Below are 13480 nucleotides of genomic sequence, written 5' to 3' on the forward strand. Positions count from 1 at the left end.
ATAATTAGCCTGTAATTTTGGTGAGTCCTTAAGCAGCACCATTCGTTTTGAGATAGCGATGGGGGTACAAAATTTGCATTTCTGTTATCTGACCCTCGAAAAAAGTTGATAGTCGCTCAGCCACTTCCAGTGATGGGATTTGCATACCTCTCTCAATGCGACTGAGGTTTCCCACATCAAGATTGATTGCTGTTGCGACATGCTGAAGGGTTAACCCTCGATGTTTTCGTATGTCCCGTAATGGGGTTTGCACAATTTGCATTTAGCTGCCCTCTGATTGCGTATTCCGCATAATATTTCACTAAAGGAAATTGCGCAAGTTGATTTGTACATATCGCAAATCTGACTTGTAATAACCGCATGAATATTGGAAATAAGATAAGAGCGCTACGTATCTCGCGTGGCCTGAAAATAAGTGACCTTGCTGTCGCCGTAGGGGTGGACAGCGCAAACATATCTCGACTGGAGACAGGGAAGCAGAAATCATTTACTGAACAATCACTTAATAAGATTGCAAAAGCTCTTTCTATTGACGTCAGTGAATTATTTACTGGCACTCCTGATGAAAATACTGTTTATAATAACAGTACTGAACCATCTAGGAGGGAGGGAGCAATGATGTATCGTGTTGATGTCCTCGACGTCTCAGCAAGTGCGGGGCCGGGATCATTTAATGTCAGCGATGTTGTCGATGTTATACATTCCATAGAGTACGACAATACTCACGCCAGTACGCTTTTTGGAGGTCGCCCAGCCTCTTCAGTAAGAATGATCAATGTTCGTGGGGATAGCATGTCTGGCACTATCGAGCCCGGCGACTTAATCTTTGTAGACATATCCATCCATAACTTTGATGGGGATGGTATATATGTCTTTGGTTTTGATGAAAAAATTCATGTCAAACGATTACAGATGGTTCCCGATAAGATTTTAGTACTTTCTGACAACGTTAATTACAAAGAATGGTGCATTGATAAAAGCAATGAATCTCGCTTTTACGTCTATGGCAAGGTAATGATCAGCCAATCACAAGCTTTCAAACGACACGGTTAACTCTCATCCTCTGCAGTAAATGAACCGCCATGCCTGGCGGTTTTTTTTCGCCCGCCCTCACTAGTTGCAATTTACGCAAATATTTTGTTTGCGCATTTCGCATTTTAATTTTATATTCCTCACATCGACAACATAACCGTCATCGGCACGAACACCGCCGACGCTCTTTAACATTATGGAACGCACTGCAGGCTTACCCCCGCGCCCTGGCTGAGTATCAGCGTCGGACATGGAAGGATGGCAGGCTCTTATTCTTCTGCGGGAGATCGAGAGTCAAGAGTTAACAAAGGGGTTGGCTGATAAGCAGTGGTTGAAGCGTCACGATGATGTGACGAGCAGCGTTTTTACACTGTCGCTTTCAGTAAGGCGGCAGCAATAAAACCACTCAGGGACCACGTTCGTGAAATGGTCACCTCCTTGAAAATAAGAAGGATATGCAATGTTCGACTTAATTAAGCACTTGGTTAAAAAAAATATTCATCATGCTGTTTCAGATAATGGAAATATTACCGTCACTCACGATCTGGACCTGGAAGATGTTAGCGAGGTCGACGCTTTGCCGGACAATCTGAACGTGGGCGGCTGGCTCGACCTGCGCGGCACCAGGGTGAACGCTGGCCCGGCGTAATGGGCAATCATCTTTGATTATGTAGGTTTGGCGGTTATCCGGTCTTCAATCTAATCCAATGGAGGAGCGGAGATAATGTTCTGACGGGTAACCGCCCTTTTTATTACGGGCACAGCAGAAGGACATCAAATGTTTCAACCAAATGCAGTACCAACTTTTATAGACCTGATGCGCGTCACTCGTGGTGTGCAGGCTGTCAGGAAACCCAAAATCCTTTTGGTTTTGCGTAAGAGCTGGATTGGAAAGCTTCTGACGCAGAAAGGCAATCCACTCTGAAAAAAAGGAAACTTTATGTCTGAAAATAAATGTACACCATTCAGCCAGCAACTGGCCTATATCAACCGTGGCACACTTGATAGTGAATTAACTGAAACTTTAGCTGAAGTGATCAAAGCTGTGCGTGAAACAGGTAAAAAAGGGGCGGTAACATTAACCCTTAACTGTTCAATGCTAAATACTCGTGACGAAAACACGATGAAATTAACGCCTAAGGTCACACGTTCTGTTCCGGAACTGGACCGTGCAGACACTATCATGTTTTCAACCGCTGACGGCGACCTGCTTCGCGATGATCCAAGCCAGACGCAACTCGATTTGCGTGTAATTGATAAACCAGAACAATCTGCAGCTCCTATCAAACTGCAATCCAACCAGTAAACTTTCCCATCAATTAAAAGGAATATTCAATGAAAAATATTGAAGGCTCTGTTGTTTCAGAAATTCGTGACCTGGCGGCAATCAGCCTTGTACCAGCCACAGAAATTCCGGCGATTGCTTTACCAGATAATTATTCTCTGGAATCGCTGGAAAGCCATCAGCTCTCACCATCACGTATCCGTCAGCGCGTGCGCCTTATCTCTCCATCCTCACTGATTGCATATATCAGTAAATTTAAGGATGAGCGCTCAGTTGTTTTCGCTGACAAAGAGAATACAAAAATTGTAGCTGTACTTGATTATCACGAGTCAGCCGCTGCAGCTAACTGGGGCGAACATAAAGCTGTTTATGATTGCCCGTTCTCTGAGGATTGGAAAGAGTGGGCAAGCCGCGACAAAAAGGCAATGGGTCAGACCGACTTTGCAGAGTTTCTTGAAAACCATATCCAAAATATTGCACCCATCAGTGATGACTACAAAGGTCCGTCAGGCACTGACCTGCTGGAAATGGTTTTGGCATTCCAGGAAACGCGTAAAGCTGAGTTTAAGTCGGTTCGTCGTTTGCAGGATGGCACTTTCCAGATGTCTTACAGCGACGAAAAATCTGGCTCTGGTAACACCTCTATGCCGGAAAAAATCAGCCTAGCTATTTCCCCTTTTCATAATGGAGCTCCATATCAGGTTGATGCGCGAATTCGTTACCGTCTTCGCGAAGGTCAGCTGGTCCTCTGGTTTGAGCTAATTGAACCGGCAAAAATAGTTGAACATGCCTTTCAGGAAATAGTGACCGATCTGGAAACACAGTTGACTGATGTTCCAGTATTTGAAGGTTCTGTCTGATTAATGATCTAAGTGTTGTTTTATGCGCCACATAATGTGGCGCATAGCAAAGCATTTGTTCTTAATGGAGGTTTACGATGGCAAGTTTAGGCCAGCTTTATAACAACAAAGATTCAGGACTCACTACAAAGAAAACGTTTATGGTTCCGTTGGCTGAAATATACGCCGAAGAAGGCTATAACGTTCGTGAGTTGAATATACCGCACGTTGAAGAATTTCGGGACGCTTTTATTTCCGGTGAATATCTCCCGCCTTTAGCCGTAGAAGTAACTGAACGCGGTGTAAAAGTCATCGACGGCCACCACCGTTATTATGGTGCTCTAGCGGCTGTTGAGATGGGGCATGAAATTGTTCGCCTTGAGTGCAAAGATTTTGTAGGTACTGAAGCAGACAAGATTGCCTTCATGATCACCAGTTCCCAGGGCCTTGCATTAACACCGCTTGAACGCGGTATCGCTTATATGCGCCTGCAGAATCAAGGATTCAGTAATGCGGAGATTGCCAAAAAGGTTAAACGATCAGAATCCGATGTGCTTCAACACATCCAGCTAAACGAGTGCTCTCCATATCTTAAAAGCCTGGTGCGTTCCGGTTCACTGAATTATGCACTGGCAATTAATATCTCACGTGAACACGGCGTTTATGCTGACCGCGAAGCGGCGCGGTTAATGAAAAAGGCCGAAGACGCCGGTAAAACAAAAATCACAAAGAGCATCGCCAAGCCCCAGTTCAACGCAGCCAAAGCGCGGCGCGTTCTGGAGTTACTATGTGACGCAGAGTTCAGTAACACCAACGGTGAATGCCTGATCCTCACTGATGGCACCTCAGAAGAGATTAATCGTATCCTTACTGAGTACCGTCAGGGCATACAGACTGATCCAGCACTCACCAGCGGCGAACAACAGCCTTGTCAGACCACAGATGAATCATCTGAAGAGTGTTTACCAGTGCTTAAAATGGACCTCATCAATAAAAGCGTCCAGCTATGGGCGTGTGCTGCAGCCGCGTTCGGTGACAAAGAAGAGTTCACTTTCTTTGAGTCAAAGTTTGCCCACTCTTGGTTAGCCGACTCTTTTGAACATCCGACAATTGTAGTTGTAATGCCGGAGATCATCCTTAAGGCCAAACATCTGATGGAGAAATATCTGGATTCTAAAGAGCTTAGATCATGGCTCGAAAGCAGTGTATGTGCCGCTGAGGAAATTGATCATGTTCACGAACGTATGATTGATGTCGCCAATGAGGCTATGGGGGATGACAAAAGCCCCATAAAAAATATGGCTGACTTTATTTCATTAATGAAGGGTACGCCAACAGACACCTGGTTCAATATCAGAAAGCTCCGCGCTGCCGTTTTTGCTTCCATAGATACTGAGGTCAAATAAATGAGCTGGATTACTACTCTCTCGGGGAAACATTTCAATTTCCACGACATTTCTCCCGATGCGATCTGCATTGAGGATATAGCCGGAGCACTGTCAAAAATTTGCCGTTTCACGGGCCATATTCCTGAGTTTTACAGCGTGGCGCAGCACTCAGTTCACGTAAGTTATCTGGTACCACCAGAGTTCGCACTGGAAGCGCTGCTACATGACGCTGCAGAGGCTTACTGCAACGATCTGGCGGCACCACTTAAACAACTACTGCCCGATTATCAACGACAGATTGAAGAAGTGGAGGTTGTTATTGCCGCTAAATTCGGAGTCCCTTTTCCCATGAGCTCAGCTGTTAAGCATGCAGATTTGGTCATGCTGGCTACAGAACGCCGGGACCTTGATTTAGATGACGGAACACCATGGCCGATACTGGAAGGTATTGAGCCTGCTTATTTTATCCTGTCCCCTCTAAACCCTCGCCAATCATTTGTGCTTTTTCTTCAGCGCTTTGCCGATCTTAACAGGAGTAGATGATGGAAGAAATCCAGTATACCCGCTCCGGCGAAATCCGTTGTTGGTCATGCATGGAGTGGATGAGCAACAACGAGTTCTCCAACGCCGATGGATACTGTATCCACTGTGATGCAGAAATTGACGCCACCGACATGCCTTACACACGCGCAGTAGAACCATCATGAATAAGTCATTTGAGGCCTGGATGCGGCGTCGTTATGGGAACCGCTACGACCTCACCCGCGATATGCATGGTTATTACTGTCGAGAAATCGTGAAACGCATGTTTGAGGTGTGGTGTGAGTGTAAGGGGGAAACATCGTGCAACCGCTGACAGATAAACAGCAGGCAACGCTGGAATTTATCCGGGCATACATCCATGAAAACGGTATGGCACCGACCAACAAAGAGATCACTGCCGGCATGGGATGGGCTTCAGCCAATAATGCACAGTCTCATTTGCAGGCACTGCAGCGCAAAGGCTGGCTCAAGATACGGCGTGGCGCAAGCCGGGGCATTGTAATCACCGGCAGCGCCATCGTGGATATTCCCGACGTTAACAGCGGTGAATACTGGTTTGACGGGGTATTTCAGCATCTGCGTTACGAGCGGGATGTGTATAAGGTTATCGAAGCGGCGGGACTGAAGGGGAGGAGCAAATCATGCTCACTGACGAATGCGTAAAAATGAAGACCACTATCTGCATTGACCAGATCAAGCTCGTTGCTGCGATTAGTTTTGAACTCTCACGCCAGTATCCCGGTGTGACTGTAGACGCTGATCAGTTCAACACCATCATTGCTGCGTCGAATAGCATTAAGTCTGCTTACGATGGTACAGAAGTTGAAGTCAACGAAGAGGATGGTGAGTTATGAGCTGGTCTGAGGCTTTTTTCGGAGCGGTGTGTGTAATCTGCCTGGCACGTATCTTCATCGCTCTTTTTAAATAAATTTTATCGGGAGGTTTTGAATCCAATGAACCATTTAATGATTGACCTCGAAACAATGGGAAATAAGCCTGCTGCGCCAATTGTCGCGATCGGCGCTGTATTCTTTGATCCACAAAGCGGCGAGCTGGGCGCAGAGTTCTATGTTGCCGTTAACCTCGCCAGCGCCATGGCTCAGGGTGCTGCCCCAGACGGTGACACAATACTGTGGTGGCTGAGGCAATCAGCAGAGGCTCGCGCCGCGATTTGTACCGACGATACCAGGCACATCGCCGAAGCTCTGTCCGAACTGAGTTCGTTCATCAGCCGTAACTCTGACAAGCCGCGTTACCTGAAAGTCTGGGGCAATGGTGCCAACTTTGACAACGTGATTATGCGTTCAGCCTACGAACGTTCCGGCCAAACCTGCCCATGGCAATTCTGGAACGACAGCGACGTGCGCACCATGGTGCTGCTCGGCAAACAGCTTGGTTTCGATCCTAAGCGCGATATGCCATTTGATGGTGTAACCCATAACGCACTTGCTGATGCAAGACATCAGGCTAAATACGTTTCTGCAATCTGGCAGCGACTGATTCCGGCTAAATTAATGGATGGAGTGACTTATGACCAAAAGTGATTTTATGGAAGAGCAGGAAGTTTTTGACCTGCTCAAAAAGAAAAAAACGGCTGTCTGGCGTTTACGGAAAGAATGTGGTTTTCCTGATCCTGTTCTAACCTATCCGTCACGATACAGCCGAAAAGCAGTAATGAAATGGATAGACGAAGGCGGCGTCAACCGAGTTGTTTAACATGCCAGAATATCTTGTCGGCATAAAGTTCATACGCTTCCTTTTGTTCCACCAGCCAATCGTGTTTGTTGTACACCGCCATAACCCCTCCAAGCTCATGCCCCAGCATCTTTTCGGTGACGTGGGGCATGACCCCCTCCCCAGATAAATTCGTTACCAGTGAGCGTCTGAAATCATGCGTTCGCCACCCTGGTATATCAATTACATCCCTAAGCTTTTTCATGTACAGATTTGCAGATGAACGATCAATTGATTTGTCCAGCTCCTGACCGGGGAAGAGAACGTCATTATCTGAACTAAGTAACCTTTCGATATAAGGCTTAACCTGGTCGAATACAGGTCTACGAATAAGGTTTCCCATCTTCGAATGCTCTGCTGGAACAGTCCAGATAAGGTCATCCATGTTGAATTCGCCAGCGGTAGCCAGGCGGAGTTCTGACAGCCTGGCCCCCCAGAGTAACAGCAGCTGATGCAGGACCTTGTTTGAAGAAACGATCTTGTTGTTTTCCAGGGCCAGCCATATTTTTGCCAACTCGGTATAGGTGAGCACCCGACTTCCTACATCTGGTTTCTTTCCAATGGTCTTCACGCTGAGCTTAAGAACCTCACAGGAAGGGATCAACTGCCGACTGATACACCAGTTCATCACAGATCGTAGCTGCAGAAGCAATACCCTGGCCTTTTTACCGTTTTTCTTCTCCTGCTTATCGAAGAACCTCACCCATGCAGAAACAGGTATGTTAACAACTGGCGCGTCTGGAAATTCTGTGTACATGGTGTTGTACACAACTGACTTGTACAACGTCTGTGTATTAGGCTTCAGGGTCTCAACATACTTGCCCCACCACTGATCCAGACACTCTTTAAGAGTGAGCTCACCATCTTGTTTAGCAAAATAATTTTTTGGGTTCAGCCCCTTGAGATACAATTCGCGCATCTCGCCGACCACAACACGCGCCTCTTTCAGAGATGTGGCAGGATAACGACCAATAGAAAGACGAACGGGTTTACCGTTCCAGCGAAAACGAAACTGAAATGTAATCGTTCCGTTTGGGGTAATACGCACGCTGAGGCCGTCACCATCTGTGACTTCGGGTGCACCACTGTAAGGTTTGTCATTGATGCTGCGAAGTTTGGTATCACTGAGGGCCACGGCTCTGTATCCTGTACACAATGATTTTATGCATTCTGTACTCAATCTGTACGCAATGGCAAGTGAACTAAATGGTTTTCTTTGCGGAAACACATGAAAGAACAGGAACTAAAAGAAACAAAAGGCTTGATGGTGTGCGGACTCTTGGGATAACATGCAATACGAGACGAACACTTGAAAATCTGTTAGCTCTACGTCCTCTTAGTTAAATGGATATAACGAGCCCCTCCTAAGGGCTAGTTGCAGGTTCGATTCCTGCAGGGGACACCATATGTTAGCCCACCTAAGTATCTTAAAGTCTAGTCAACTCTTCAATTTCAAACGCTTACCTTCTTTTCGTAGCCCACTAACGTACACCGTCATATTTCAAAATCCACGCTGTTTTGTTGGTACATATGTTGGTATTTTAAGTTCGATAATGCAGATACCATCAGAAGAGGGTTTTTAGTATGGCACTCACTGAGTTAACAGTAAGAAATACAAAGCCTTCTGATAAACCTGTCAAATTGACAGACGGTAATGGTATGCATCTTTTGATCACCACAAGTGGTTCCAAATACTGGCGTTTCCAGTATCGCTTCGCTGGCAAACAGAAAATACTCGCACTGGGTGTCTATCCTGAGGTTTCATTGTCCGAAGCCAGACGACGAAGAGATGAAGCTCGTCAGCTCGTTGCAAACCATGTAGACCCAAGTGAGAAGCGAAAAGCGCAAAAGATTGAGAGCAAGGGCTTGCTAACATTTGAGCAAGTTGCACGACAATGGCATACCAGTAACAGAACCTGGTCAGAAAGTCATAGAACAACTGTTTTGAACAGCCTTGTTTCCCATGTGTTCCCTGTCATCGGCAAACGTAATATCAGCGATCTAAAAACTCGTGATTTGTTGGTTCCTCTGAAGAAAGCAGAAGCTTCTGGACACCATGAACTGGCTTCCCGCTTACAACAGCGCATTACGGCGGTAATGAGGTATGCCGTTCACAATGCTTTGATTGAACAGAATCCTGCAAACGACCTCGCTGGTGCTGTTGTTTCCACTAAAAGTGTTCATCGCCCTGCCCTTTCTCTGGAGCGATTGCCAGAGCTTATGAATCGTTTGGAAGCATATAAAGGAAGAGGCATTACCCAAATTGCAGTGCAGTTAACACTCCTGACCTTTGTCCGTTCGAGTGAACTGCGATTTGCTCGCTGGTCAGAAGTCGATCTCAAAAATTCACTGTGGACTATCCCCGGAAAGCGACAACCTATGGAAGGGGTAAAATATTCTGCAAGAGGGGCAAAAATGAAAACGCCTCATTTGGTTCCATTAAGCTCACAAGCTAAAGCACTTATGGAAGAGCTTCATACGAACAGTGGTAACAAAGAACTTATGTTCATTGGTTTTACCGGGGACGACAAACCTATCAGTGAAAACACAGTCAACAAAGCACTTAGGGCGATGGGCTACGATACGAAAGCTGAAGTCTGCGGGCATGGTTTCAGGACTATGGCATGTAGTGCCTTAATCGAATCGGGATTATGGTCGAGAGATGCTGTGGAAAGACAAATGAGCCACCAGGAACGCAACAGTGTCCGGGCTGCTTACATACACAAAGCGGAGCATTTGGAAGAACGAAGACTCATGTTGCAATGGTGGGCTGACTATCTGGATGCTTGTAAAGAAGAAGCACAGACACCTTTTTCCTACTCTGTTCAACAATCAGAAAAATGAGTAGCAAACGATACGTATTTAATATTTATAATCGATAACTCAATGGGGATGCGAATATCTATCAAGAATTCAAATCTCCCCTTTGTAAAATAAATAATTACTTTAATACATACATCCATTCAGCATAATCGTGGCAAAAACGATGATGGTTATTAATGACATACTTCAAAATCGATGTTTATAAATCATCCAAATAACACTGCAAATCAATAAGTTAAACCATCCTCATGTTACAAGATTTTCATTTCATTCTTATCACTCAACCATCCTCTCCCCCTAGTTCATAACAATGAATCTTCAAAAGCGGTTTTGTTTTGTAGCTAAAAAACAAACTTAATAAATTAATGCCAAAAAAGGTTGCAACCAGAACGAAATTGATCAATTTTTATACAGATTGGCTTTCCACAGTTGCACTAAGGCACTGCAATGGATAATAAAAATGAGAAAAAACAGAAGGTTAAAGTAGCCCAATATCTACGGATGTCTACAAATCTTCAGGAATTTTCGTTAGATAACCAAGCTCAGTTCATAAAAAAGTATGCTGACGACAACAATATGGAAATCTTGCATACTTATGATGATGCAGGAAAAAGCGGTGTATCCACGTCAGGAAGGCATGATTTTAATAAGTTAATCAACGATATACTCACTAAGGAAATCAATATTGATGCTGTGCTTGTATATGATGTAAGTCGTTTTGGTCGCTTTAAAGATCCACAAGAAGGAATCTACTATAAATATCTATTAAAAATGAATAAGGTAGATGTCATCTACTGTGCTGAAAATCTTCCTGCGAATAGTGATACTGAGACGTTCATACTTTCATCACTTATGTATGCTGCGGGAGCCTTTAGTAAAAACCTTTCAATCAAAGTATTTGCCGGACATGTAAATCTTGTTAAGCGAGGATACTATCAAGGTGGAGTGCCTGGATACGGACTTAAAAGAAAGTTACTTGATAATAATAACAAAGCAAAAATGATACTCAACAATGGTGAGAGAAAGAGTCTGCAAACAGATAGGATAGTATTAGTGCCAGGAAGTAAAAAGGAAACGGAGTTAGTTAAGAAAATATTTAACATGTTTATTTTTGAAGGATTAAATGAGTATCTCATTGCTTCTAAACTAAACCAAGAAGGATATAAATACAGCGACAAATCGGATTGGACACGAAGCCGGATACATTCTGTGCTTATAAATAATCGCTATACTGGTAGGTATACATATAATCGAACATCTCAGAAACTAAAAACCAAAAGAGTTCAAAATCCTGAAGAGGATTGGGTTGAGTATAATTCATTTTTTAAACCCATAATTTCAGAAGAAAAATTCAGGTTAGCGAAAGAGATTATTGATAACCGCTCAATAAAAATGAGCAATGAAGAGATTCTTGAGTTTTTAAAAAAGATCCTTTCGACTCATGGAAAAATATCAGGTTTTATCATAGATGAAGAGGATAATGGTCCATCAAGCAGTGTAGTAGCAAGCCGCTTTGGAGGGCTTCTACCAGCATATAAGCTGATAAATTACACCCCCGAACGAGATTACCGTTATTTAGAAATAAACTCATCTCTACGTATTAAACATGACCATATTATAAATAAAATCCACCAAGAAATTAACAATAGCGAAATATCTATATTAGATAATAAACTAATTACCATAAACAAAAGCTTAACCTTTACCATAATACTTTCTCGATGTAGAAAAATGGGATCTGGAAAATATAGATGGATTGTTAGATTAGACAGGGGGCTAAATCCTGAAGTTAGTGTGATTGCAAGAATGAACAGTCTTAATACCGAACCTGTAGATTATTACATCCTGCCTTCGCTTGAAAGTTTTGAAAATGAACTGAGTCTAAAAGAGAATAATAACCTTCTATTTGAGATGTATAGATTTGATAACATCAGGACCTTCTTTGATATGCTTTCAACTACGGAAATGGAGGTGGCATAAATGAACGACGACCAAATTCACATGCTCGAAATATCAAAAATAAAAGTTGTAATTCCACGTTCCCGGAACAAGTTCAAACATGCTGAGATAACAGATAGTATTGATACAAGTGGATTAAGAAAACCAATAACAGTAAGAAGAATTACGGATAGAAAATACGAATTTGCCTTAATTTGTGGTCAGGGTAGACTTGAATCACTCTCAGCTTTGGGAGAAGAGCTAATACCTGCTTTCATACTGGACATTGATGAAAACAAAGCATACATAATGAGTTTGGTTGAAAATATGGCTCGTGTAATACCAAGAGCGGGCGAGCAGTTCCAACGAATAAAAGAAATGAATGACCAAGGTTTATCTAACAAAGAAATATCCTACTCTACTGGCCTATCATTACACTGGATTACCAGCTTGACTATGCTAATTAGCAAAGGAGAAAACAAACTATTATCTGCTGTAGAATCAGGAAGCATTCCAATTTCACTTGCAGTTGAAATTGCCAGAGTAGACTTCGAAGGTGGGCAAGAATTACTAATTAAAGCTTTTGATGAAGGTTTAATAAAGCATAAAGATGTTGGTAAAATAAGAGATATACTGGATTCCCGAGATGAAGGTTTAAAAGGTTTTCTGAACAATAGTTTCGGAGTTGCAAAGAAAAAGAAAAAACTCACTACTGATGAACTTAAACAGATATACCAAGATAACATTTCACAGCACAGAAAAATAAAAAACAAAGCTGAATATGTCGAGAGAAACTTACTCATAGCCAGTCAAATATTTAAAGAGTTATCTGAAAGCGAAGAGTTTAGTAAAATTTTAAACGAAGAGAATTTAAATGGAGTAGTAAAGGTTATAATGAAAAATACTTCTTGCTGAGGTTAAAATGATTAAATATTGCTTTAATGAAAAAACAGTCAGCTTTAAATTATCTGATCTTATTTATACAAAAAAACCTCCTACCAACTACAAAAGTAGCCAAAAATACATTCAAATAAAGAGCACGATATCTGCACTTGGATTAGTCGAACCTATACTGATTTACATTGATGGGGCTGATGGCACTGCAAAAATCCTTGATGGTCATCTGAGAGTTGAGGCATTAAAAGATATTGGAGAAGAAAGAGTTGCTTGTCTCGTTTCAACTGTTTACGACACTTATACGCCTAACAAAAAAGTTAATAGAATAACAATCATTCAAATTCAAAGAATGTTAAAAGAGGCTGTTAGAGTAGGTGTTCCTGAAGACATGCTTTGTTCAGCTTTGAATATAAGTTCCGATTCATTAAAAAGTAATCTATCTGTTCTTAAAGGCATATGCCCTGAGGTTATAGAATTATTTAATGATAGAGATATACCTAAAAACACATTTATGATCTTAAAAAGAATGATCCCTTTTAGGCAAATAGAATGTGCAAACTTAATGATAAAATTTGATAATTATTCAAAGATTTTTGCTCAATCGCTTTATCACAGTTCATCACCTGAGCTTTTAAACGATAAAGGTAAACCTAACATTGATGAAAGATCTGGTAATAGAAAAGCAATTGAAAGGCTTGAGAAAGAGATGGCTCAGGTCCATTTCGATACGCAAAAGATAAAAGAAAATTACGGTTCCAATAGTTTGAAACTAACGATTGTTATTTCTCACATAAAAAAAATACTCGAAAACCCTAAGGTTTTCCATTGGCTTCTTAGGAATAAAAAAGATTATCTTAGTGAACTGACTAAGATATCTGATATTGATAAACTAACCTAGCCTCTAAACCTCTAAAAATTTATTAAAATGAGTTTAATGGTGTTATATTCAAATAACACCACCTTTTAAGGTTGTTAAGTTAACCAGCATTCGGTAAGAATAG

Annotated in this window: 16 protein-coding genes and 1 tRNA gene; 15 read left to right on the forward strand and 2 right to left on the reverse strand. The window is 42.5% G+C overall.

What is annotated here, in order from left to right:
- Positions 1-28: 28 nt before the first annotated feature.
- Positions 29-253, reverse strand: coding sequence for a helix-turn-helix domain-containing protein (locus tag F3I20_RS01545; protein WP_150019284.1), 225 nt, complete (start codon positions 251-253; stop codon positions 29-31).
- Positions 254-360: 107 nt separating this feature from the next.
- Here F3I20_RS01545 and F3I20_RS01550 point away from each other — a divergent pair, with 107 nt between their 5' ends.
- From F3I20_RS01550 to F3I20_RS01595, 10 genes are all read left to right on the forward strand, one after another.
- A complete protein-coding gene (locus tag F3I20_RS01550) occupies positions 361-1053 on the forward strand; it encodes an XRE family transcriptional regulator (RefSeq protein ID WP_150019175.1) in 693 nt (230 codons plus the stop codon).
- A gap of 439 nt (positions 1054-1492) precedes the next feature.
- Positions 1493-1681: a hypothetical protein gene (locus tag F3I20_RS01555; protein WP_150019174.1), complete on the forward strand. Its 189-nt coding sequence runs from the start codon at positions 1493-1495 to the stop codon at positions 1679-1681.
- Between the two features lie 291 nt (positions 1682-1972).
- Positions 1973-2338: a YfdP family phage-associated protein gene (locus F3I20_RS01560; protein ID WP_150019173.1), complete on the forward strand. Its 366-nt coding sequence runs from the start codon at positions 1973-1975 to the stop codon at positions 2336-2338.
- Positions 2339-2367: 29 nt separating this feature from the next.
- Positions 2368-3177, forward strand: coding sequence for a YfdQ family protein (locus F3I20_RS01565; RefSeq protein ID WP_150019172.1), 810 nt, complete (start codon positions 2368-2370; stop codon positions 3175-3177).
- Positions 3178-3254: 77 nt separating this feature from the next.
- Positions 3255-4562, forward strand: coding sequence for a ParB/RepB/Spo0J family partition protein (locus tag F3I20_RS01570; protein ID WP_150019171.1), 1308 nt, complete (start codon positions 3255-3257; stop codon positions 4560-4562).
- Positions 4563-5087 carry an HD family hydrolase gene (locus F3I20_RS01575; protein WP_150019170.1) on the forward strand — a complete coding sequence of 175 codons (525 nt, stop codon included), beginning with the start codon at positions 4563-4565 and terminating at the stop codon, positions 5085-5087. It abuts the gene before it with no gap.
- Between the two features lie 300 nt (positions 5088-5387).
- Positions 5388-5750: a LexA family protein gene (locus F3I20_RS01580; RefSeq protein ID WP_150019169.1), complete on the forward strand. Its 363-nt coding sequence runs from the start codon at positions 5388-5390 to the stop codon at positions 5748-5750.
- Positions 5729-5941 (forward strand): hypothetical protein, encoded by a 213-nt coding sequence (locus F3I20_RS01585; RefSeq protein ID WP_150019168.1) that lies wholly within the window; start codon positions 5729-5731, stop codon positions 5939-5941. The genes F3I20_RS01580 and F3I20_RS01585 overlap by 22 nt, the downstream gene beginning before the upstream one ends.
- A 99-nt stretch (positions 5942-6040) precedes the next feature.
- Positions 6041-6631, forward strand: coding sequence for a 3'-5' exonuclease (locus F3I20_RS01590; protein ID WP_150019167.1), 591 nt, complete (start codon positions 6041-6043; stop codon positions 6629-6631).
- Positions 6618-6803 carry a DNA-binding protein gene (locus F3I20_RS01595; protein ID WP_150019166.1) on the forward strand — a complete coding sequence of 62 codons (186 nt, stop codon included), beginning with the start codon at positions 6618-6620 and terminating at the stop codon, positions 6801-6803. The genes F3I20_RS01590 and F3I20_RS01595 overlap by 14 nt, the downstream gene beginning before the upstream one ends.
- Here F3I20_RS01595 and F3I20_RS01600 read toward each other — a convergent pair.
- Positions 6787-7956 (reverse strand): tyrosine-type recombinase/integrase, encoded by a 1170-nt coding sequence (locus tag F3I20_RS01600; RefSeq protein WP_150019165.1) that lies wholly within the window; start codon positions 7954-7956, stop codon positions 6787-6789. The genes F3I20_RS01595 and F3I20_RS01600 overlap by 17 nt on opposite strands.
- A 195-nt stretch (positions 7957-8151) precedes the next feature.
- Between F3I20_RS01600 and F3I20_RS01605 the strand changes: the two genes are divergently transcribed.
- From F3I20_RS01605 to F3I20_RS01625, 5 genes are all read left to right on the forward strand, one after another.
- Positions 8152-8226: transfer RNA gene (locus F3I20_RS01605), tRNA-Arg, on the forward strand.
- Positions 8227-8405: 179 nt separating this feature from the next.
- Complete coding sequence (locus F3I20_RS01610) at positions 8406-9665, forward strand: tyrosine-type recombinase/integrase (protein ID WP_150036952.1); 1260 nt, start codon at positions 8406-8408, stop codon at positions 9663-9665.
- 426 nt (positions 9666-10091) lie between these two features.
- Positions 10092-11624 (forward strand): recombinase family protein, encoded by a 1533-nt coding sequence (locus F3I20_RS01615; protein WP_150036951.1) that lies wholly within the window; start codon positions 10092-10094, stop codon positions 11622-11624.
- Positions 11625-12497 (forward strand): ParB/RepB/Spo0J family partition protein, encoded by an 873-nt coding sequence (locus tag F3I20_RS01620; protein WP_150036950.1) that lies wholly within the window; start codon positions 11625-11627, stop codon positions 12495-12497.
- Positions 12498-12504: 7 nt separating this feature from the next.
- On the forward strand, positions 12505-13377 hold the full coding sequence (locus F3I20_RS01625; protein WP_150036949.1) for a plasmid partitioning protein RepB C-terminal domain-containing protein: 873 nt from the start codon (positions 12505-12507) through the stop codon (positions 13375-13377).
- Positions 13378-13480 lie beyond the last annotated feature (103 nt).

This window comes from Candidatus Pantoea gossypiicola, from assembly GCF_008632075.1.
GTDB classification, from domain to species: Bacteria; Pseudomonadota; Gammaproteobacteria; order Enterobacterales; family Enterobacteriaceae; genus Pantoea; species Pantoea gossypiicola.